Source organism: Pseudomonas sp. zfem003, assembly GCF_032621675.1.
Classification (GTDB): Bacteria; Pseudomonadota; Gammaproteobacteria; order Pseudomonadales; family Pseudomonadaceae; genus Metapseudomonas; species Metapseudomonas otitidis.
On the sequence record NZ_JAVYJG010000002.1, the window covers coordinates 428,808 to 448,940 of the forward strand.

Consider the following 20,133-nt stretch of genomic DNA (forward strand, 5'->3'; position numbering starts at 1 on the left):
AACGCTCTGGAAAAAGAGTTATTGAGGGAGAATCTACAGGGAATATATCCCCAGAGCATCGATGGCCTTTTTCTGCACTCACAAGAATTTTTTCACCACTGGCGCACCCATAAAGTGAAATTGAAACCAAGCAGATAAATATCTTTTTCGAAAACATAACGACTGCTTCTCTTGCGTAGGTTGGAGCGTTTGCGAATGGCCTATTGGGCAAGCCCGAGAGCTTATCTCAGGGGCAGAAAACGCTTCGGTGAATTCGATCGCTTAGTGAAGCCTCAGAGCCGCGGCGGTTCCTCGCCCTCGCGGCGGGCGATCTCCTCGGCCATCAGCCGGGCGAAGGCGTCCACCGCCACCGGCAGGTGACGCCCGGCGCGCATGTACAGGCCGAGGTCGCTGTGCAGGCCGCCCTGATCGGTCAGCGGCAGGTGCAGCAGCTCGCCGCTGGCGAGGTCGGCCTCCAGGCCGATGCGGGTCTGGAAGGCGATGCCCAGGCCGCGCCTGACCATCTGCCGGGCCAGCTCCAGGGAGCTGCTTTCCAGCACCGGCAGGCCGGGCTGGCGCAGGCGGCGGAACAGCGGGCCGATCTGGTGGTGCAGGGACAGCTCGCGCTTGGCGAGGATCAGCCCGTGCTCGGCGCAGGCGGCGAAGGCCACCTCCTGGCGCTGGGCCAGGGGATGGCCGGCGGGGACGATGGCCCCGAGGCGGAAGTGCCCCAGGCACAGCTGCTGCAGCTCGGCGCTGCGTTGCAGGCCGAAGGCCAGGCCCAGGTCGGCGTCGCCGCTGAGCACCGCCTCGGGGATGGCCTGGGAGCCGAGGGTGGTGACGCCCACGGTGATGCGCGGATAGCGCGTGTGCATGGCGTCGAGCACGCGGGGCAGCAGGTCGAGGGTCACGCCTTCGACGGTGGCGATCTCCACGTGGCCGGTACTCAGGCCCTGCATGGCGTCCAGCTCCGAGCGCACCCGCTCCAGATCCTGCAGCACCACGGTGACGTGGCGTGACAGGGTCTCGCCGGCCGGGGTCAGGCGCAGGCCGCCGGGCAGACGCTCGAACAGCGGCGTGCCCAACTCGTCCTCCAGCTTGAGGATCTGCCGGTTCACCGCCGACGAGGCGACGTTGAGCCGGCGCGCCGCCTCGCGGATGGAGTGGCAGCGCCGGACCATGTCGAAGTAGAGGATGGCCGGGGAGTGGATGCGCAGGCGGCCGCTCACGGCGCCACCTCCTCCACCGGTTGCAGCTGGCTGCGGCCCCGGCTGAGGTCGGCCAGCACCTGCTGCAGGGCCGCCTGGCGTTCCGCCGGCAGGGCCAGCTCCAGCCAGGCGCCCTCGGCGTCGTAGGCCTCGTCTTCCAGCCGTGCCTGGTGCTCGGCCAGGCGCGCCTTGAACGGGGCCAGTTCGGCGAAGGCCACGTGCCCGCGCAGGCGCTGCAGGGCCAGCAGCTCGGTGCGTTCGCCGCCCTGCAGGCACTTGGCGGCGCTGCCGCCGTAGGCCCGCGCCAGGCCGCCGGTGCCGAGCTGGATGCCGCCGTACCAGCGGATCACCAGCACCGCCACGCGGTCCATGTCCTGGCCCTCGATGGCGGCGAGCATCGGCCGCCCGGCGGTGCCGCCGGGTTCGCCGTCGTCGCTGAAGCGGTACTGCGCGCCCACCTTCCAGGCCCAGCAGTTGTGGCTGGCGGCGGGGTCGCTGTGGGTGGCGATGAAGGCCTGGGCCTCTGCCGCGCTGGTGACCGGCGCGGCCAGGGCGATGAAGCGGCTCTTGCGGATTTCCTCGCGGTACTCGCAGGGCCCGGCCAGGGTGAAGGGCATCAGGCGCTGGCCGGCGGCGTCAGGCCGCAGCCCTTGAGGATGATGTGGGTGAGGGTCTGGGCGGCGACTTCGTAGTCGTCCTTGGTCAGGCGCTTGCGGCCGCTGACGCGGCAGATCTGCGAGCCGAAGTCGGCGTAGTGCTGGGTGCTGCCCCAGAGCAGGAAGATCAGGTGCATCGGGTCCACCGGGTCCAGCTTGCCGGCGGCCACCCAGGCCTCGAACACGGCGGCGCGGCCGCGGAACCAGTCGCGGTAGTCCTGGTTGAAATGCTTGTCGAGGCAGCTGCCGCCGCTGATCACTTCCATGGCGAAGATCTTCGAGGCCAGCGGGTAGCGGCGGGAGAACTCCAGCTTGGCGCGGATGTAGCGGGCCAGTGCTTCGGCCGGGTCGTCCTCGGCGGTGAGGGTGTTGAAGGTGCTGTCCCACAGCTCGAGGATGTTGCTCAGCACCGCCACGTAGAGCCCCAGCTTGTTGCTGAAGTAGTAGTGCAGGTTGGCCTTGGGCAGGTCGGCGCGCAGCGCGATGGCGTTCATGCTGGTGCCTTTGAAACCGTGCTTGGCGAACTCCTCCTCGGCGGCGGCGAGGATGATCTCTTCGTTCTTCTGGCGGATGCGGCCGGCGGGTTTGCCGGTGGCGGCGGGGCTGTGGGCGGGAACCAGGACAGTCATGGTGTTTCCAGGGAATTCAGGGGCGGGCGAATGCACTGATACCGCAAGCGCGGGCCCGCCGACAAGCCGCACGACGGGATCGGTGCCGGTTTTGTCGCCGCTGCACCAGCCCGGTGCGCAATGGTCCCGCCCGGAGGTCAGTCGCAACCTTTCAGGCGGTTGCAGGAGAGCCGTATGCGGTCGCCGGCGGAGGTGGAGAGGCGGTTCAGCACGTTCCAGCCCATGCGCCGGCCAAAGCCGAACCACACGGTGCCGTCGCTGCTGATGCCGCTGAGCAGCAGCAGGCGGCCGAAGCGTGTGCTGGTCTGGGCCCAGCCGAGGCCGGTCAGGCCGTCGTGGCCGCGCAGGTAGAGGTCGTTGCCCTGGATGGCCATGCCGTAGAAGCCGCCCTGGCCGTCGTTGCAGTGCATCAGGGTGGCGCTGCGGGTGCAGTGGGGGAGGGGGCCCAGGGGGATGGGAAGGGCGGCTTGGGACAGGGTCGGCAGCAGGAGGAGGGGGAGGGTGGTCAGGAGGGCGAGACGCGGGATGTTCATGACTGTTGATCAAGCCGTCTTCGGTGGGGGGCCGGGTTGTCACGGAGTCAGGACGGGGAGCCAGTTCTGCTGAATCTCTCCAGACAGGGCATCGGCGCAGTGGGGGCTCACGGCGCACTTCCATGGCTATTGAAAATCATTCTCGACAAGCGCAGGATGCGTAACTTTATAACATTTGCATCGGAGGCTCCATGAAACCCGGCATTCACCCCGACTACCGGCCTGTGCTGTTCCACGACACCTCGGCCAATGCGTTCTTCCTGATCGGTTCCACCGTGGAAACCGACCGCACCTACGTGCACAGCGATGGCCAGACCTACCCCTACGTGGCGCTGGACGTGTCCAGCGCGTCGCACCCGGTCTACACCGGCCAGCAGCGCCAGGTGGCGGCGGAGGGGCGCATTGCCCACTTCAACAAGCGCTTCGCTGCTTTCGGTGGGCGCGGGACTCAGGGCTGAGGCGTGGCCTCGCGGGCCTGGGCCAGTTGGCCCAAGCGTTCGCGGCAGAAGTCCACGAACAGCTGGGCCGGCTTGGTCAGCTGGGCGCGTTTGAGGCGTGCGGCCACCAGGCCGGAGGTGGCCACCGGTTCGGTGATGTCCACGCACACCACCCGCTGGCCGTCGTAGGTGCACTCGGAATGGGGGCGGGTGACCAGCAGGGAGAAGCCGAAGCCCTGGCCCACCATGCCGCGCACCATCTCGATGGAGGGCGAGCTGAAGACGATGTTGGGCGTCAGCCCCAGCTCGTGGAACAGGCTGACGAAGTAGGTGCGGCTCGGCTGCACGTCCAGCAGGATCATCGGCTCCAGGCACAGGTCGCGCAGCGACACCTGGGCCTGGCGGGCGAAGCGGTGGTGTTCCGGCAGCAGCGCGTAGGGCTTCTGCGGGGCCATCAGCGGCTCGGTGGCGATGGTGCTGTCCAGCTCGTGGTCGTAGAGGAAGGCCAGGTCGAAGGTGCCGGCGGTCAGCCCTTGCACCAGTTCCTGCTGCTCGCCGTCGCGGATGCGGATGTCCACCCCTGGGTACAGCGCGCGGAACCCCGCGATCAGTTGCGGCAGGTAGAGCGGCGCCACCGTCTCGAAGCAGCCGATGTCGATCTGCCCGGCGACGATGTCGTTGTCCGCCAGGGCGTTCTGCTCGAACTCCCGCGCCACCCGCAGCAGCTCCAGGGCCTTCTCGTAGAAGCGCGTGCCGCTGGGGGTCAGCGACACGCCCTGGGCGTGGTGGCGGATGAACAGCTGCACGCCGAAGCTCTCCTCCAGCCCCTTGATGGCCGTGGAGATGGACGGCTGGGCGATGTAGAGCTTGCGGGACGCCTCGGCCACGCTGCCGGATTCCACCGTGGTCACGAAGTACCTCAGTTGCCGCAGGGTGTAGGTCGCCATGGGACTCCTCCTCGTTTCAACAGCCTGATCTCAGCAGCCCGATCTCGACGGCCTGTGCCACCTGTGCCGGCCGCGCCTCGCCCGTGGAGCGGAAGGCCAGCACCATACCCCAGGCCGCAGCGGGTGGGCCGATCGGCTGGTGAGCTTTTTCATGGCTAGCGAGCATATTTTTAATAATTTTCCTCATGCCCCCGCTGGCGCACCATCTGCCCCGACCCGAACGACAACCAGACCGCGAAGACGGTCGACAGGGGGTGCAGCGTGTACGACCTCGGCTATTGGCAGCAGCGAGCCGCCCGGCAATCCATCATCGACAAGGCCCTGATCGGCGGCCGCCTGGTGAGTGCCGCTTCCGGCGCCACCTTCGATTCCATCAACCCCGCGACCAACCAGCTGCTGGCCCGCGTCGCCGCCTGCGACACGGCGGACGTCGACCTCGCCGTGCGCAGCGCCCGCCAGGCCTTCGAGCACGGCCCCTGGGCGCGCATGGCGCCGGCCGAGCGCAAGAAGATCCTGCTGCGCCTCGCCGAGCTGATGCTGGCCCACCGCGAAGAGCTGGCCCTGCTGGACTCGCTGGACATGGGCAAGCCGGTGATGGACGCCTACACCATCGACGTGCCCGGCGCCGCCAACGTCTTCGCCTGGTACGCCGAATCCCTCGACAAGCTCTACGACCAGGTGGCGCCCACTGCGCCCAACGCCCTGGCCACCATCACCCGCGAAGCGCTGGGTGTGGTCGCCGCCGTGGTGCCCTGGAACTTCCCCCTCGACATGGCCGCCTGGAAGCTGGCCCCGGCCCTGGCCGCCGGCAACAGCGTGGTGCTCAAGCCCGCTGAGCAGTCCCCCGCCTCGGCCCTGCGCCTGGGCGAGCTGGCCCTGGAGGCGGGCCTCCCCGAAGGCGTGCTGAACGTGGTGCCCGGCCTCGGCGAGCAGGCCGGCCGTGCCCTGGGCCTGCACCCGGACGTGGACTGCCTGGTGTTCACCGGCTCCACCCAGGTGGGCAAGTACTTCATGGGCTATTCGGCCCAGTCCAACCTCAAGCAGGTCTGGCTGGAATGCGGCGGCAAGAGCCCCAACCTGGTGTTCGACGACTGCCGCGACCTCGACCTCGCCGCCGAGAAGGCCGCGTTCGGCATCTTCTTCAACCAGGGCGAAGTGTGCTCGGCCAACTCGCGCCTCTACGTACAGCGCAGCATCCGCGACGAATTCATCGAACGCCTGCTGGCCAAGGCCCGCGACTGGATGCCCGGCGACCCGCTGGACCCGGCCAGCCGCGCCGGCGCCATCGTCGACAGCAGCCAGACCCGGCGCATCCTGGGCTTCATCGAGCAGGCCCAGGGCCAGGGCGCCCGGCTGCTCGCCGGTGGCCGGCAACTGACCTTCAACGGCTCCAGCAACTTCATCGAACCGACCCTGTTCGCCGACGTCGGCCCCGGCACCGTCCTCGCCCGCGAGGAAGTCTTCGGCCCGGTGCTGGCCATCAGCACCTTCGACCACGAAGACGAAGCCATCCGCCTGGCCAACGACAGCGTCTACGGCCTCGCCGCCTCGGTCTGGAGCGACGACCTGCACCGTGCTCACCGCGTGGCCCGCGCCCTCAAGGCCGGCACCGTGTCGGTGAACACCGTCGACGCCCTCGACGTCAGCGTGCCCTTCGGCGGCGGCCGCCAGTCCGGCTTCGGTCGCGACCTGTCGCTGCACGCCTTCGACAAGTACTGCCAGCTGAAGACCACCTGGTTCCAGCTGCGCCCCGGCCCCGCGTAGGCCCCGCCCGCGCGGGGACCAAGGTCGCCCCAGACGACCGGCCCCGATCCACCCCGCGTTCGCGCGGGGTCATGACTGCCTCCGTAACTGACAACAACCCAACAAGCAGTGAGGGAGTTCCCATGCGCATGTCCTTGCGTCGTACCGCTTTTGCCCTGAGCGCCCTGGCCGGCCTCAGCGGTTCCGTGCTGGCCGCCCCGGCCAGCCTCACCGTCATCTCCTTCGGCGGCGCCACCAAGGCCGCCCAGGACGCGGCCTACTTCCGCCCCTTCGAAGCCAGCGGCGCCGCGCGTGTGGTGGCCGGCGAATACAACGGCGAACTGTCCAAGGTGAAGGCCATGGTCGACATCGGCCAGGTCACCTGGGACGTGGTCGAAGTGGAATCCCCCGAGCTGCTGCGCGGCTGCGAGGAAGGCCTGTTCGAGCGCCTCGACCCGGCGGTGATCGGCGACCCTGGCCAGTACATCCCCAACACCGTCAGCGAGTGCGGCGTGGCCAGCTACGTCTGGTCCATGGTGCTGGCCTACGACGCCAGCCGGCTGAGCAGCGCCCCCACCTCCTGGGCCGACTTCTGGGACCTGCAGCGCTTCCCCGGCAAGCGCGGCCTGCGCAAGGGTGCCAAGTACACCCTGGAAGCCGCGCTGCTGGCCGACGGCGTCAAGCCCGCCGACCTCTACCGCGTGCTGGAGACCCCCGAAGGCGTCGCCCGCGCCTTCCGCAAGCTCGACCAGATCAAGCCCAGCATCCAGTGGTGGGAAGCCGGCGCCCAGCCGCCGCAATGGCTGGTGGCCGGCGACGTGGTGATGTCCGCCGCCTACAACGGGCGCATCGCCGCCGCCCAGCAGGAAGGCTCGAAGCTGTCCATCGTTTGGGCCGGCAACCTCTACGACCCGGACCACTGGGCCATCGTCCGCGGCAGCCCGAACAAGGCCGCTGCCGAACGCTTCATCGCCTTCGCCAGCCAGGCGCCGAACCAGCAGGCGTTCTCCACCCGCATCCCCTACGGGCCGGTGAACAAGGCCGCCCTGGATGCCCTGCCGGAGGCCACCCGCGCCCAGCTGCCCACCGCCCCGGCCAACCTGGCCGACGCCCAGCTGGTGAGCGCCGAGTTCTGGGTCAACCACGGCGAGGAGCTGGAGGAGCGCTTCAACGCCTGGGCCGCGCGCTGAGATCACAAGGGCGCGGCCGGCCCGCGCCCTGCATCACCGACCCGCCGGCCGGCGGGCGCATAACAACGACAAGATCGGAGGGTGTCATGAGTGCAAGTGTGTCCATGCCCGTGCAGGGGCAGGAGGAAGTCGGCGGGTTCCGCCGGGTGCTGGGGCTCGGCGCGTTGCTCGCCGTGGCCATCGGCCTGGTGGTGTCCCAGGGCGTGATGGTGCTGATGCTGCAAGGCGCCGGCCTCTCCGGCCTGGGCTTCCTGGTGCCGCTGGGGCTGGCCTGGCTGCTGGCGCTGAGCTACGCCTTCTCGTTCTCCGAACTGGCGCTGATGATCCCCCGCGCCGGCGGCCTGTCCAGCTACACCGAAGTGGCCCTGGGGCACTTCCCGGCCATCCTCGCCACCTTCTCCGGCTATGTGGTGGTGGCGATGTTCGCCCTCTCCGCCGAGCTGCTGCTGCTCGACCTGATCATCGGCAAGGTCTACCCCGACGTGTTCCCGCCCTTCAGCGTCGCCTTCGGCGTGCTCGGCCTGTTCACCGTGCTCAACCTCCTGGGCATCGACATCTTCGCCAGGCTGCAGACCGCCCTGGCAGTGGTGATGGTCATCGTCCTGCTGGTGCTGGGCATTGCCGCCATCGCCAAGGGCGCCCCGGGCACCACCGCCAGCAGCGTGCTGCACGGTGACTGGAACCCCATGGGCGCCGGCGTGCTGACCCTTACCGCCATGGCCGTGTGGGGCTTCGTCGGCGCCGAGTTCGTCTGCCCGCTGGTGGAGGAGACCAAGCGCCCCGAACGCAACATTCCGCGCTCGATGATCATCGGCCTCACCGTCATCTTCCTCACCATCGCCCTGTACTGCCTGGGCGCGCTGTTCATGCTGCCGGCCGAGGCGCTGACCACCAATGCCCTGCCGCACTACCTGTTCGCCACCACGGTGTTCGGCGAGTCCGGCGAAGTGTTCCTGGTGATCGCCGCCGTCACCGCCACCTGCAGCACCCTCAACACCTCGCTGGCAGCCATCCCGCGCATGCTCTACGGCATGGCCCAGAACGGCCAGGCGTTCCCGCAGTTCAAACGGCTCAGCCCGCGTGCCCGCACCCCCTGGGTGGCGGTGCTGTTCGTCGCCGCCATCACCGGCCTGCCGATCCTCGCCATGGGCCAGGACGCCGCCTCCATCAACCTGCTGCTGCTGGCCGCCGCACTGGCCTGGCTGCTGGCGTACATCATCGTCCACCTCGACGTGATCGCCCTGCGCCGCCGCTACCCGGCCATCGCCCGGCCGTTCCGCACGCCGTTCTACCCGCTGCCGCAGCTGTTCGGCATCGGCGGCATGCTCTATGCAATCGCCTACGCCTCGCCGAGCCCGGACATGACCGGGAAGATCTTCGGCATCGCCGGCGTGGTGCTGGGCCTGGTGTCGCTGATCGCCGTGGCCTGGATCAAATGGGTGATGGGCAAGCCGCTGTTCCGCCCCGAGCCCCTGCCTGCCGCCCAGTGAGCCGCATCAACACGAACCCGCAACGCCCCCGCAAGGGGAGAAAGGAGACACCGACATGAACGCCCCATTCCAGGCCCAACGTGACACCCGCGACTACCAGGCGGCTGACGCGGCCCACCACATCCACGCCTTCCTCGACCAGAAGGCGCTCAACGCCGAAGGGCCGCGCGTGATCGTCGGCGGCGACCGCCTGCACCTCTGGGACAACGACGGCAAGCGCTACCTGGATGGCATGTCCGGCCTGTGGTGCACCAACCTCGGCTACGGCCGCAAGGACCTCGCCGCCGCCGCCTCGCAGCAGCTGGAGCAGCTGCCGTACTACAACATGTTCTTCCACACCACCCACCCGGCGGTGATCGAACTCTCCGAGCTGCTCTTCAGCCTGCTGCCCGGCCACTACAGCCACGCCGTCTACACCAACTCCGGCTCCGAGGCCAACGAGGTGCTGATCCGCACCGCGCGCCGCTACTGGCAGATCCTCGGCAAGCCCGAGAAGCGCATCATGATCGGCCGCTGGAACGGCTACCACGGCTCCACCCTCGGCTCCACCGCCCTCGGCGGCATGAAGTTCATGCACGAGATGGGCGGCATGCTGCCGGACTTCGAACACATCGACGAACCCTACTGGTACGCCCAGGGCGGCGACCTCAGCCCCGAGGAATTCGGCCTGCGCGCCGCCCGCCAGCTGGAAGAGAAGATCCTCGAACTGGGTGCCGACAAGGTCGCCGCCTTCGTCGCCGAACCCTTCCAGGGCGCCGGCGGCATGATCTTCCCGCCGGAGTCCTACTGGCCCGAGATCCAGCGCATCTGCCGGAAGTACGACGTGCTGCTGTGCGCCGATGAAGTGATCGGCGGCTTCGGCCGCACCGGCGAATGGTTCGCCCACCAGCACTTCGGCTTCCAGCCGGACACCCTCTCCATCGCCAAGGGCCTCACCAGCGGCTACATCCCCATGGGCGGCCTGGTGCTGAGCAAGCGCATGGCCGAAGTCCTGGTGGAGCAGGGCGGCGTCTTCGCCCACGGCCTGACCTACTCCGGCCACCCGGTGGCCGCCGCCGTGGCCATCGCCAACCTCAAGGCCCTGCGTGACGAAGGGGTGGTCCGCCAGGTCAAGGCCGACACCGGCCCCTACCTGCAGCAGTGCCTGCGCGAAGTGTTCGGCAACCACCCGCTGGTGGGCGACATCCAGGGCACCGGCCTGGTCGCCGCCCTGCAGCTGGCCGAAGACAAGGCCTCCCGCAAGCGCTTCGACAACGAGAACGACATCGCCTGGCGCTGCCGCACCCTCGGCTTCGAAGAAGGCGTGATCATCCGCTCCACCCTCGGCCGCATGATCATGGCCCCCGCCTTGGTGGCCACCCGCGCCGAACTGGACGAGCTGGTGGAAAAGACCCGCAAGGCCCTCGACCGCACCGCCCAGGAACTGGGCCGGCTCTGACACCGCCCCACCCAACGCCCCGGGGCCCAACCCCGGGGCGTTTTCGTGCCTCAGCACATCCTACGAACCACGTGGCGATGCCCGCGTATTCCGGGCAGGCCCGTAGGATGCGGTGAGCTCGGCGAACCGCATCGGTCCCCGCACGGGGGCATTGCCTGCGTAACGTGATGCGCTTCGTACCTCAGCACATCCTACGGACCACGTGGCGATGCCTGCGTATTCCGGGCGGGCCCGTAGGATGCGGTGAGCTCGGCGAACCGCATCGGCTTCCGCGCGGGGGCATTGCCTGCGTAACGTGATGCGCTTCGTACCTCAGCACATCCTACGGACCACGCGGCAATGCCCGCGTATCCCGGGCGGGCCCGTAGGATGCGGTGAGCTCAGCGAACCGCATCGTTCCTTGCGCGGGATCACTGCCCCGGCACGCTCACCCCTGGCGGCTGCCGCCGCCGATCTGCCACACGTAGGGCGGTTCGGTGCCGTTGACGTGCCAGTCGCCGACGATGCGCTCCTTGTAGATCACCGGGTTGTGGGAGGCCGCCGTGCGGGCGTTGCGCCAGTGGCGGTCGAGCTGACGGCTGACGCTGGTGGCCGAAGCGCCGAGGGCGTTGAACAGGTCGCTGGTGGCGCGCAGCACCAGCTCCACAGCGGCCACCTGGGCCTGGGCCGACTCCAGTTCGGCATGCACGTTGGCCAGGCGCTCGGCCTCGTCGTCCCCGGCGAAGTGCGCCAGGTAGGCCCGCTGGGCGGCCTCGGCCGCGCGCAGGGTGGCTGCCTCGGCTGCATAGACCTGGCCGGAGGCCTTGCCGATCACCTGCTGCACCTGCGGGTCCTCGCTCACCGCCGAGGCGTTGCCGTGGCTGAACACCCGGGTACGGCGACTCACCTCGCCAGCGAAGTCCCGCAGGGCGCCACGCCCGGAACCGGCCAGCACCGCCAGCAGCACCAGCTGGTAGAACGCCGTCTGGTAGCGGAAGCGCTCGGCGAAGTCGATCAGGTTGGCTTCCTCCACCACCGCGTCCTTGAACACCGAAGTGCCGCTGCCGGTGGTGCGCTGGCCGAAACCGTCCCAGTCGTCCTGCTGCTGCACACCGGCCTGGTGGGTGCTGATGGCGGCGATCACGTCACGGCCGTTGTCGTCGCGGCGGGCGAACAGGTCGATCCAGTCGGAGAACAGGCTGCCGGTGCTGTAGTACTTGGTGCCGTTGACCACCCACTGGTCGCCCTTGCGGCTGACCCGGGTGATCACGTCGCCGATCTTCACCGCGCCCACCTCGGTCCAGGCGCAGCCCACCAGGTCACCGGCGACGAAGCGCTCGAACCACAGGGCCTGGGACGCATGGGCCTGGGCGTTGAGGCGGTCCTCGACGAAGGCGAAGTTGCCGCGCAGCGCCTGGGGCACGTTGGAGTCCGCCTCGGCCAGCTCGATCAGCAACTGGAACAGCTGCGGCAGCGAAGCCCCCGCACCGCCGAAGGCCACCGGGATGCGCACCGCGCCGAAGCCGGCCTCCTTCAGCCAGCGGATGGGTTCGTAGGGCAGGGTGCGCTCGCGCTCGCGGGCCACCGCGCCCTCGGCGATGCGCGCGAAGATCGGGCGGAAGCGCTGGGCCAGCGCCTCGTAGTCGGTACCGGTGGACAGGGCGGCGGGCAGGGTCTTTTGCTGGGCAGTCATGGAAGGGCTCCTGGGGTGAAAGGGACCGTAGCGGTCGTCCACCTCCCTTTTGCAGGGGCCGTGCCGCAGGCTCCAGAGCCCCGTGTTCCGTGGCGTTCAGGGTGTTTTCCACAGCCACGACGAGGCGCCGGGCCTGTTGCCGGCAGGGCAGGCTGCTGATCGGCTGTTCCACAGCAGGCAGGTGGACGGAACACCGCCATCACGCCCCAGACACAGGCGGATCCGGTCCCCGCGAGACCCAAGCCCGGAGACGTGTTGTGGAGGGCGGATCAGCGATGGCGCGGAAAGGTGCAAAGGTTCCGCTGTGACGGCCAGCGAGCGTGATAGTGTCGCGGCCTTCAGGGAAGCCGTTGGAGCAAGGGATATGCAATGTAAGACCTGGTGTCGACGTGTCGCGCGCCTGTCATGGCGGCTGGTTCTGGGAGGCCTCCTGGGTGCTGGGCTGCTGGCCTGTAGCGAACCCGTGGACCCGTCCTTCATCCAGACATTCATCGATGTGAACAAGCGCGGAGATGACTCCGCCTCGACCGCTCAGTTCGATGCGCAACTCGGGGTGTTGGCTGTAGGGCGTGAGAGCGGGCGTGTGGAAATCTGGAGTACTCGCGAATCCGGTCGCCGCATTGGCGTGCAGGGGCATCCGGCGCGTCCGGAGTTCCTGGCCTTTGGCCATGACGATGGCATCGTGCTGAGTGCCTCGCGCTTCGATAACAATGCCATTGACCCGAGCTCCGGCGTTCGTATCTGGGATGCCGCCACCGGAGAGCTGCGTGCAACCGTGTCGGGCCTATGGGCGCCAGGCCCGTTGGCTGCGCTGCCGCAGAAGCACCTCTTCCTGATCAGCGACACGTCCGACCTGCTTCTCTATGACTTCGCTCAGCGGAAAGGAGTGGGTACCCGCTTGTCGTTGAAAACCAGCCTGATCACGGCACTGGCCGTCAACGCCAAAAACGGCTTGATCGCGGTGGGTGGTGGCGACGGCAAGGTATTCACCTTGCGTCTGGTCGTGGGCGAAGACGAAGTACCCAGGCTGGAAGTCGTCAAGCAGGCTGACCCCTACAACAGTGCGCCTCGCAGCGATGTGCTCGACCTGGCGTGGTTCGATGACGACCGGCGCTTGGTGGCAGCGAACCGTATCCCGGAAGGTGCCGGGCGTGACGTATTGGGTGAGGTGGTGGAATGGGACCCTCAGGAGCTGACGCCTCTGCGTCGGTTCCCCATTTCCCTGCAGACCCTCAACTGGGCCTCCCATACCCCTGGGGAGCCCTGGATGGTGCTGGCAGGAACCGAGTCGACACGGGGTCGTATCGAGCTGGTAGACCTCCGCAACGGCGTTGCCTGGCGCTACAAGGCCAACACTGAACGCTCCCGCGCAGTCCTGCTTCCGGACGTTCGCGCGGGCCTCATTCTGCAAAGCGGAGGCGCTACGCGGATTGCCTACCTCGATCAGGAGTGAGCGGCCTGTGCGCAGGCTCGCAGGGTGCCGCCCATGACTTCCTTGCTGGAGGACTGGTGCGCCTTCTGCGAAGGGCGGGCGTCGTTCGACAAGAGCCACTTTCTCGGCTTGCTCAAGGGATGCCGTGACCCCGAGGCCATTCGCCAGGTATTTCGCTACTTCCCCGACGCGGACGAAATGAGCCGAAGAGCCTGGGACGTCATCTCGTCAGGGACGCTGGAGAATGCGCTCTACCTGCTGCCCCGAAAGGAGTGCGGCCTGGCCGAACGCCTGACACTCGGAGAGGCTTGGCTGCGCGAGCTGGCGCGGGTATGCGAGGCCTTTGGAGACGAGGAGCTGGCGGCGATCTGCCGTACCGCGAGGGTTGTTGCCGCCACCCGCGACGAGGTTCATGCCGCACGAATGCAGGACATTCCCGAGCTTTGGGTGTTCGATCGGCTCGGGGACGAAATCCGTGCACGAAAGACGCTGCATACCGAGGCGGCCTATGGGCTGCATGAAGCGCTTTATGGGTTGGCCGCCGATTACTACCTGGCCTGGTACATCGCCCAACCCCTTTTCGACCTGGACATCGACCTGGCTCGCTACTTGCGGCTCTGGCGAGCCGGCGGTATTTGCGCGCTGATGCCAACCCGGCTGCTGGTGAGTTGAAGCCTGTACTCCGGACCGAGAGCCATCGCGGTATCGGTGCGTACTTGGCGTGATGCGCTTCGTGCCTCAGCACATCCTACGAACCACGTGGCAATGCCCACATAGCCCTAGGCGGGCCCGTAGGATGCGGTGAGCTCGGCGAACCGCATCGGTCCCCGTGCGCCTCAAACCCCGTGGCGACGCCCCCGTAGCCTGGGCTTCAGCCCAGGGAAATCGTGGATCGATGAAGCGCTATCCCCCTACGCCACCCCGGCGATCGGCCGGCTTCAAAGCCGGCCGATGCGGTCGAGTTCGGCTTGCAGGGCGGGGCGGTCGAGGTGGGCGAAGGGCAGGGCGAAGAAGGCGCGGCAGCGGGCTTCGATGCGTTGCAGGGTGGCGTCGAAGGCGGCGTCCACCTCGGCGTCGCTGCCCTGCACGTCGGACGGGTCGGCCAGGCCCCAGTGGGTCTTCAGCGCGGGGCCGAAGTAGACCGGGCAGGCTTCGCCGGCGGCGTTGTCGCACACGGTCACCACGATGTCCGGCGGGTTGTGTTCGAAGGCGTCGTTGCCCTTGCTGCTCAAGCCGTCGGTGGCGATGCCGGCGCGGGCGAGGGTGGTCAGGCTGCGCGGCAGCACCTGGCCCTTGGGGTGGCTGCCGGCGCTCACCGCTTCGAAGCCGTCCGGGGCGAGGTGGTTGAACAGCGCCTCGGAGAGGATGCTGCGGCAGCTGTTGGCGGTGCACATGAACAGGACACGCATGGCGGGTTCTCGCAAGGTCAGAGCCCCAGGCGCAGGGCCAGGGCGGAGAGGGTGATGAGCAGCACCGGCAGGGTCAGCAGGATGCCCACGCGGAAGTAGTAGCCCCAGGTGATGCGCACGCCCTTGCGCGCCAGCACGTGGAGCCAGAGCAGGGTGGCGAGGCTGCCGATGGGGGTGATCTTCGGCCCCAGGTCGCAGCCGATGACGTTGGCGTAGATCATCGCCTCGCGCACCACGCCCTCGCTGGCGCTGGCCTGGATCGACAGCGCCCCCACCAGCACGCTGGGCATGTTGTTCATCACCGACGACAAGCCCGCCGAGAGCAGCCCGGTGCCCAGCGCCGCGCCCCACACGCCGTGTTCGGCGAAGCGGTCGAGCAGGGCGGTGAGGCCGTCGGTGAGGCCGGCGTTCTTCAGCCCGTAGACCACCAGGTACATGCCCAGGGAGAACACCACCACCTGCCAGGGCGCCTCGCGCAGCACCTTGCGCGTGGCGATCACATGGCCCCGCGCGGCGACGATGAACAGCAGCACCGCACAGGCCGCCGCCACCGCGCTGATGGGCACGCCGAGCGGCTCCAGGGCGAACAGCCCGACCAGCAGCACCAGCAGCATCCAGCCGCCGGTGATGAAGGTGGCGCGGTCGCGGATGGCCGCCTCGGGGGCCTTCAGTGCCTCCACCGGGTAGCGTGCGGGGATGTCGCGGCGGAAGAACAGGTACAGCACCGCCAGGGTCGCCGCCACGCTGGCCAGGTTCACCGGCACCATCACCGAGGCGTATTCGGCGAAGCCCAGGCCGAAGTAGTCGGCCGAGACGATGTTCACCAGGTTCGACACCACCAGCGGCAGGCTCGCGGTGTCGGCGATGAAGCCCGCCGCCATCACGAAGGCCAGGGTGGTGGCCGGGGAGAAGCGCAGCGCCAGCAGCATCGACATGACGATGGGGGTGAGGATCAGCGCCGCGCCGTCGTTGGCGAACAGCGCCGACACCGCCGCCCCCAGCAGGATGCAGTAGGCGAACAGCCGCGCCCCGCTGCCCTTGGCCCAGCGCGCCACGTGCAGCGCCGCCCACTCGAAGAAGCCGGCCTCGTCCAGCAGCAGGCTGATGACGATCACCGCGATGAAGGTGGCCGTGGCGTTCCAGACGATGGCCCACACGGTGGGGATATCCTGCAGCGACACCGCACCCACCGCCAGGGCGATCAGCGCCCCCAGGCTCGCGCTCCAGCCCACGCCCAGCCCGCGCGGCTGCCAGATGACCAGCAGCAGGGTGAAGAGAAAGACCGCCAAGGCAATCAGCATGGCCACCTCCTCAGCACGCCGGGCAGCAGGCGGCGGCCTGTCCCGGTCGCCCTTCCATGCCGTGCAGCCGCGCCGCGTCCGCCGCCAGCCACTCGGCCGTACAGCGTAGCGCTACCTCCAGCAGCTCGCCCACCCAGGCGGGGAGGGCCGGGTTCAGCCGGTAGTACACCCACTGGCCCTGGCGGCGATCCAGCAGCAGCCCGGCGGCGCGCAGTTGCGCCAGGTGGCGGCTGATCTTCGGCTGGCTGTCCCCCAGCGCGCACACCAGCTCGCACACGCACAGCTCGCCCTCCTGGGCGATGAGCAGCGTCGCGCGGGCTCGCGTCGGGTCGGCCAGGCACTTGAACAGGTCGGGTGGGGCGATCATGGCGGCAGGGTCCGGATATATGGGAAAGCGAATATATGGAAATCCATATGTGCGCTCAAGCGCTGCTGCTTTCGTCAGCCGATGATCGGCATGCCTCACACCCGTGGAGGCGCTGGCCGATGGTGCGAGGCGCCGCCGTAGCCGGCGCTTTCAGGCCCGTTCGACGCGATCCCGGCCGTTGCGTTTGGCCAGGTACAGCGCCGTGTCGGCACGCTCCAGGGCTGCAGCATGGCTTTCGCCAGTGCCGGCCAGGGTGGCCCCGAAGCTGGCGGTCTGGGTCAGGTACGTGGCCTTGTGGGCCATGGGGGTGGCACTCACGGCCTGGCGCAGGCGTTCGGCAACCTGGGCGAGTTCTTCGCCGTCGAGCACGCAGACGAGCACGACGAACTCTTCGCCGCCGATCCGCGCGAGCACATCATCGGGACGCAGCTGGGATTTCAGCCGGCGTGCGCTTTCCCACAGGACGACGTCGCCCATGGCGTGGCCGTGCCGGTCATTGACGTGCTTGAAATGGTCAAGGTCGCCGTAGATGACGCCGAGTGACTGGCCCCTGGCTGCCACACGGTGGTGCAGCAGGGGGTAGAAATGCTCCAGCCCCCGGCGGTTCCACAACTGCGTCAAGGGGTCGAGCATGGCCTTGCGCTGCTCACGCCCGATGGCCTCTCTCAGGGTGTGGGTGTGCTCGCTGAGGCTGCGCAGCTGGATGTACCCCTCGGCAAGCACCGCAAGCTCCTTGAGCCGTCTGATCTCGGTTTCGTCGAGGTGGCGCGGCTTGATGTCGGTGATGCACAAGGCACCAACCGCCTGGCCGTTTGCCGCATGGATGGGGTAGCCGGCGTAGAAGCGCAGGTACGGCGGGCCGATCACCATCGGGTTGTCGGCGAAGCGTTCGTCGCAGGTGGTGTCCGGCACCTGGAACGCCTCCGACAGCAGGATGGTGTGCCCGCAGAACGACGTGCTCCTGGGGGTTTCGCAGTTCAGGTGGCCCGCCCGCGCCTTGAACCACTGCCGCTCCTGGTCAATCAGGGTGATGGAGGCCGCGTCGGCATTGAACAGCTCGCGGGCCAGGCGCGTCAGCGTATCCAGGTAGTGGTCGGCGGGGGTGTCGAGGATCTCCAGGTGGTGGAGGGCGTCCAGGCGCAGGGATTCGTCGGGTGCGTAAGGCGCGGCAAGCATGTCGAATCCCTTTTCCGTGCAGCATCTCGTTGCGCTGCGTTGTGGTTGAGAGGCGGCGCCCCTTGTGGGGGCGCCCGGGGTCAGGAGAAAGAACTGCGAGGACCTTGTGGGTCGGTGCAGGTGCGACGCATCGGGGCTACTTCAGCAACCCCAGCAGGAGCGTCGCGAGGATGACGGTGGCAGCACCGCCGATGCGTGTGGAGATCTGGGCGAACGGCATGAGCTGCATGCGGTTGGAGGCCGAGAGGATGGCCACATCGCCAGTGCCGCCCAGGCCGCTGTGGCAGCAGGTGACGATGGCGGACTCCACGGGAAACATCTTCAGCAGGTTGCCGATCACGAAGCCGGCGAAGGTCATGCTGATCACCACCGCTGCGCAGACCGCGACATAGCCGACCGAGAACACCTTGACCACGCTGTCGAGCGGGACGTAGAGCAGGCCGAGGCCGATCATCACGGGCCAGATGAAGGCGGTGGAAATCAGCTTGTAGAACGCACGGCTGCCTTCTTCGAGCGGCTGCGGCAAGACCTGCAAGTACTTGAACAGCACCGCGATGAGGATCATCAGCACCGGGCCGGGGATGTGCACGACCTTCTCCAGCAAGCCGCCCAGGATGAAGAAGGTGCAGATCAGCAGAACGCCGGCCCCCATGTAGCGGAAGTCCAGGTTGTGTGGCGCCTCGTTGACCAGAAACAGATCGTTCTCGGCCTTGGCGCGGATCAGCATCCCGTTACCGCTCAGCTCAGGGCGCTTCAGGCCGATGCGTGCCATCACCCCGGCGCAGATGATCGCGACGATGTTGCCGACCACCGCAGCGGGCACCAGCTGCGCGACATACTGCTCGGGCGTGCCCCCCAGCAGGCTGGAATAGGCCAGGGACAGCGGCAGGATGCCCTCGCCGATGCCCCCGCCAATGATCGGCACGATGATGAAGAAAAAGGTGTGGTACGGGCTGTAGCCGAACAGTGCTCCCACTGCCAGCCCACAGCCGACCGACACCAGCGTGCCGAATACAAGAGGCACAAACATGCGCAGCATCCCCTGCACCAGGATGACCCGGTGCATGCCCAGGATGCTGCCGACCACCAGGCTGGCGATGACGAAGTAGAGGAAGTTCGCGTCCTTCATGAGGACCCGGGCGGCGTCCAGGGTGGGCGCGCCGAAGAAGCCGTAGTAGACCAGCACCGACGGCAGCAGCAGGCAGAGGATGGCCCCGCCGCCGATGTCGCGGAGGATCGGGATGCGTTGCCCCAACTGACCCAGCAGCATGCCCATGGTCATGATGACCGCCAGCCCGCCGATCATGGTTTTCGGCAGGAGCCCGTAATGGGCAGAGAGGAACACGATCAGCGAGATGCCGAGGAAATAAGGAAATGGAATAACGCCAACTTCGTAGTTGGCAACACGCGCCAGGAGTGGAACTTCAATAGTTGAGGGCAGGGGCTGCTCAGGTAGTTCTGGAAGTTGGGGTGGTGTATTCATTGGTGTCGACCCATGCTTGTTCTTGTTAGTGAGTGTCTTGGCAATGTTTGCAGTTGCACATGTGAATGATGCTATCGTTCGCCCCCCGGCGAGATAAACCAGCGGACCATGAAGGCTATGGACACAAACCGTGTTGAATTACCGCTACCTGAAGACCTGCGGGTCTTCCTCATGGTCATTCGCAAGGGGAGTTTCGCCGGCGCGGCAGACCAGCTGGGGCAGTCTCCGGCCTATGTCAGCAAGCGCATCCGCGTGCTGGAAGAGGCGCTGCACGCGCGCCTGCTGCACCGCACGACACGCCGGGTGGCACTCACGGATGCCGGTGAGCGCACCCGACGTTGGGCCATTCGCATCCTGAATGACATGGACGAGTTCATGGATGAACTGTCCGACGCGCGAAGTGCTCCACAAGGGGCAGTCAATATCTGCAGTAGTTTCGGATTCGGGCGAAATCATGTGGCGCCCGCAATTGCAGAGTTGACGGCCCGCTATCCCAAGTTGGAAGTGAAGTTGGATGTTTTTGACCGGGTCGTCGACATTATCAGCGAAGGTTTCGATTTGGAAATTCGTGTCGGGGACGATATTCCGGGGCAGCATATATGCCGCCAATTGGCGAGTAATGAACGGGTGCTGTGCGCCACGCCGGATTACCTTGCCCGGCATGGCGTGCCAGGCAGCATTGCGGAGTTGGAGCACCACGATTGCCTGATCCTGAAGGAGCGCAACAACCCCTTCGGCATCTGGCAGCTCAAGCGTGGGGACGAGGCCGTGTCCGTACGGGTCAGCGGGCCGCTCTCTTCGAACAACGGCGAAATCGTCCTGCAGTGGGCCCTGAGCGGAAAGGGCATCCTGCTCCGCTCGCAGTGGGACGTCCGGCCCCTGATTGCCCAGGGCCGGCTCGTGCAGGTGCTGCATGGCTACACCCAGAGTGCGAATGTCTGGGCCGTGTACCCAACCCGGCTCTCGGACTCCGCCAAGCTCCGGGTCTGTGTGGAGTTTCTTGAGACCTACCTGAAACGCCTCCTGCGTCAGTGAAGCCTGGC

Annotated in this window: 19 protein-coding genes; 8 read left to right on the forward strand and 11 right to left on the reverse strand. The window is 67.5% G+C overall.

The genetic code is table 11. The features are described from left to right. Window positions 1-272: 272 nt before the first annotated feature. The 4 genes from RTK35_RS05430 to RTK35_RS05445 all read right to left on the reverse strand — a co-directional run bounded on the left by RTK35_RS05430 (window position 273) and on the right by RTK35_RS05445 (window position 3,005). Complete coding sequence (locus RTK35_RS05430; RefSeq protein ID WP_142014138.1) at window positions 273-1,208, reverse strand: LysR family transcriptional regulator; 936 nt, start codon at window positions 1,206-1,208, stop codon at window positions 273-275. After that, window positions 1,205-1,804, reverse strand: a complete 600-nt coding sequence (locus RTK35_RS05435) for an IMPACT family protein (RefSeq protein WP_074974025.1) — start codon at window positions 1,802-1,804, stop codon at window positions 1,205-1,207. The genes RTK35_RS05430 and RTK35_RS05435 overlap by 4 nt, the downstream gene beginning before the upstream one ends. Continuing rightward, window positions 1,804-2,472 carry a TetR/AcrR family transcriptional regulator gene (locus tag RTK35_RS05440; RefSeq protein WP_044412842.1) on the reverse strand — a complete coding sequence of 223 codons (669 nt, stop codon included), beginning with the start codon at window positions 2,470-2,472 and terminating at the stop codon, window positions 1,804-1,806. The genes RTK35_RS05435 and RTK35_RS05440 overlap by 1 nt, the downstream gene beginning before the upstream one ends. A gap of 137 nt (window positions 2,473-2,609) precedes the next feature. Continuing rightward, a complete protein-coding gene (locus RTK35_RS05445; protein WP_316907557.1) occupies window positions 2,610-3,005 on the reverse strand; it encodes a hypothetical protein in 396 nt (131 codons plus the stop codon). Between the two features lie 191 nt (window positions 3,006-3,196). On the opposite strand from RTK35_RS05445, the gene RTK35_RS05450 reads away from it, so the two are divergent. Further along, a complete protein-coding gene (locus RTK35_RS05450; RefSeq protein ID WP_074974029.1) occupies window positions 3,197-3,463 on the forward strand; it encodes a type B 50S ribosomal protein L31 in 267 nt (88 codons plus the stop codon). On the opposite strand, the gene RTK35_RS05455 is transcribed toward RTK35_RS05450, so the two are convergent. After that, complete coding sequence (locus RTK35_RS05455; RefSeq protein ID WP_044412836.1) at window positions 3,454-4,389, reverse strand: LysR family transcriptional regulator; 936 nt, start codon at window positions 4,387-4,389, stop codon at window positions 3,454-3,456. The genes RTK35_RS05450 and RTK35_RS05455 overlap by 10 nt on opposite strands. A 261-nt stretch (window positions 4,390-4,650) precedes the next feature. Between RTK35_RS05455 and RTK35_RS05460 the strand changes: the two genes are divergently transcribed. The 4 genes from RTK35_RS05460 (at window position 4,651) to RTK35_RS05475 (ending at window position 10,250) form a co-directional block, all read left to right on the forward strand. Further along, a complete protein-coding gene (locus tag RTK35_RS05460) occupies window positions 4,651-6,153 on the forward strand; it encodes an aldehyde dehydrogenase (protein WP_316907558.1) in 1,503 nt (500 codons plus the stop codon). A gap of 122 nt (window positions 6,154-6,275) precedes the next feature. Then, a complete protein-coding gene (locus RTK35_RS05465) occupies window positions 6,276-7,322 on the forward strand; it encodes an ABC transporter substrate-binding protein (protein WP_107331348.1) in 1,047 nt (348 codons plus the stop codon). 104 nt (window positions 7,323-7,426) lie between these two features. Continuing rightward, window positions 7,427-8,812, forward strand: a complete 1,386-nt coding sequence (locus RTK35_RS05470) for an APC family permease (protein WP_316907630.1) — start codon at window positions 7,427-7,429, stop codon at window positions 8,810-8,812. 55 nt (window positions 8,813-8,867) lie between these two features. Then, complete coding sequence (locus tag RTK35_RS05475) at window positions 8,868-10,250, forward strand: aspartate aminotransferase family protein (RefSeq protein ID WP_316907559.1); 1,383 nt, start codon at window positions 8,868-8,870, stop codon at window positions 10,248-10,250. 427 nt (window positions 10,251-10,677) lie between these two features. Here RTK35_RS05475 and RTK35_RS05480 read toward each other — a convergent pair whose 3' ends face one another. Continuing rightward, window positions 10,678-11,922, reverse strand: a complete 1,245-nt coding sequence (locus RTK35_RS05480) for an acyl-CoA dehydrogenase family protein (protein ID WP_316907560.1) — start codon at window positions 11,920-11,922, stop codon at window positions 10,678-10,680. Between the two features lie 463 nt (window positions 11,923-12,385). On the opposite strand from RTK35_RS05480, the gene RTK35_RS05485 reads away from it, so the two are divergent. Beyond that, window positions 12,386-13,375, forward strand: a complete 990-nt coding sequence (locus tag RTK35_RS05485; protein ID WP_316907561.1) for a hypothetical protein — start codon at window positions 12,386-12,388, stop codon at window positions 13,373-13,375. A gap of 33 nt (window positions 13,376-13,408) precedes the next feature. After that, window positions 13,409-14,026, forward strand: coding sequence for a hypothetical protein (locus RTK35_RS05490; protein ID WP_316907562.1), 618 nt, complete (start codon window positions 13,409-13,411; stop codon window positions 14,024-14,026). Window positions 14,027-14,292: 266 nt separating this feature from the next. Here RTK35_RS05490 and RTK35_RS05495 read toward each other — a convergent pair whose 3' ends face one another. The 5 genes from RTK35_RS05495 to RTK35_RS05515 form a co-directional block, all read right to left on the reverse strand. Further along, window positions 14,293-14,763 (reverse strand): arsenate reductase ArsC, encoded by a 471-nt coding sequence (locus RTK35_RS05495; RefSeq protein WP_142014155.1) that lies wholly within the window; start codon window positions 14,761-14,763, stop codon window positions 14,293-14,295. Between the two features lie 17 nt (window positions 14,764-14,780). Further along, entirely contained in the window at window positions 14,781-16,064 is a 1,284-nt protein-coding gene (locus tag RTK35_RS05500; RefSeq protein WP_316907563.1) for an arsenic transporter, read from the reverse strand. A 10-nt stretch (window positions 16,065-16,074) separates the two neighbouring features. After that, window positions 16,075-16,431 (reverse strand): metalloregulator ArsR/SmtB family transcription factor, encoded by a 357-nt coding sequence (locus RTK35_RS05505; protein ID WP_316907564.1) that lies wholly within the window; start codon window positions 16,429-16,431, stop codon window positions 16,075-16,077. Between the two features lie 150 nt (window positions 16,432-16,581). Then, the gene (locus RTK35_RS05510; RefSeq protein ID WP_316907565.1) at window positions 16,582-17,607 is read right to left on the reverse strand and encodes a sensor domain-containing diguanylate cyclase; all 1,026 of its coding nucleotides are present in this window, start codon (window positions 17,605-17,607) and stop codon (window positions 16,582-16,584) included. A gap of 136 nt (window positions 17,608-17,743) precedes the next feature. Beyond that, complete coding sequence (locus tag RTK35_RS05515) at window positions 17,744-19,090, reverse strand: 2-hydroxycarboxylate transporter family protein (RefSeq protein WP_172434722.1); 1,347 nt, start codon at window positions 19,088-19,090, stop codon at window positions 17,744-17,746. Window positions 19,091-19,207: 117 nt separating this feature from the next. On the opposite strand from RTK35_RS05515, the gene RTK35_RS05520 reads away from it, so the two are divergent. Continuing rightward, on the forward strand, window positions 19,208-20,125 hold the full coding sequence (locus tag RTK35_RS05520; RefSeq protein WP_316907631.1) for a LysR substrate-binding domain-containing protein: 918 nt from the start codon (window positions 19,208-19,210) through the stop codon (window positions 20,123-20,125). Window positions 20,126-20,133 lie beyond the last annotated feature (8 nt).

Coding starts and splice junctions, on each gene's coding strand:
- RTK35_RS05495 (WP_142014155.1), bottom strand. CDS start 14,763: ATGCGTGTCCTGTTCATGTGCACCGCCAACAGCTGCCGCAGCATCCTC.
- RTK35_RS05490 (WP_316907562.1), top strand. CDS start 13,409: ATGACTTCCTTGCTGGAGGACTGGTGCGCCTTCTGCGAAGGGCGGGCG.
- RTK35_RS05445 (WP_316907557.1), bottom strand. CDS start 3,005: ATGAACATCCCGCGTCTCGCCCTCCTGACCACCCTCCCCCTCCTCCTG.
- RTK35_RS05440 (WP_044412842.1), bottom strand. CDS start 2,472: ATGACTGTCCTGGTTCCCGCCCACAGCCCCGCCGCCACCGGCAAACCC.
- RTK35_RS05455 (WP_044412836.1), bottom strand. CDS start 4,389: ATGGCGACCTACACCCTGCGGCAACTGAGGTACTTCGTGACCACGGTG.
- RTK35_RS05515 (WP_172434722.1), bottom strand. CDS start 19,090: ATGAATACACCACCCCAACTTCCAGAACTACCTGAGCAGCCCCTGCCC.
- RTK35_RS05435 (WP_074974025.1), bottom strand. CDS start 1,804: ATGCCCTTCACCCTGGCCGGGCCCTGCGAGTACCGCGAGGAAATCCGC.
- RTK35_RS05450 (WP_074974029.1), top strand. CDS start 3,197: ATGAAACCCGGCATTCACCCCGACTACCGGCCTGTGCTGTTCCACGAC.
- RTK35_RS05500 (WP_316907563.1), bottom strand. CDS start 16,064: ATGCTGATTGCCTTGGCGGTCTTTCTCTTCACCCTGCTGCTGGTCATC.
- RTK35_RS05475 (WP_316907559.1), top strand. CDS start 8,868: ATGAACGCCCCATTCCAGGCCCAACGTGACACCCGCGACTACCAGGCG.
- RTK35_RS05520 (WP_316907631.1), top strand. CDS start 19,208: ATGGACACAAACCGTGTTGAATTACCGCTACCTGAAGACCTGCGGGTC.
- RTK35_RS05510 (WP_316907565.1), bottom strand. CDS start 17,607: ATGCTTGCCGCGCCTTACGCACCCGACGAATCCCTGCGCCTGGACGCC.
- RTK35_RS05465 (WP_107331348.1), top strand. CDS start 6,276: ATGCGCATGTCCTTGCGTCGTACCGCTTTTGCCCTGAGCGCCCTGGCC.
- RTK35_RS05480 (WP_316907560.1), bottom strand. CDS start 11,922: ATGACTGCCCAGCAAAAGACCCTGCCCGCCGCCCTGTCCACCGGTACC.
- RTK35_RS05470 (WP_316907630.1), top strand. CDS start 7,427: ATGCCCGTGCAGGGGCAGGAGGAAGTCGGCGGGTTCCGCCGGGTGCTG.
- RTK35_RS05505 (WP_316907564.1), bottom strand. CDS start 16,431: ATGATCGCCCCACCCGACCTGTTCAAGTGCCTGGCCGACCCGACGCGA.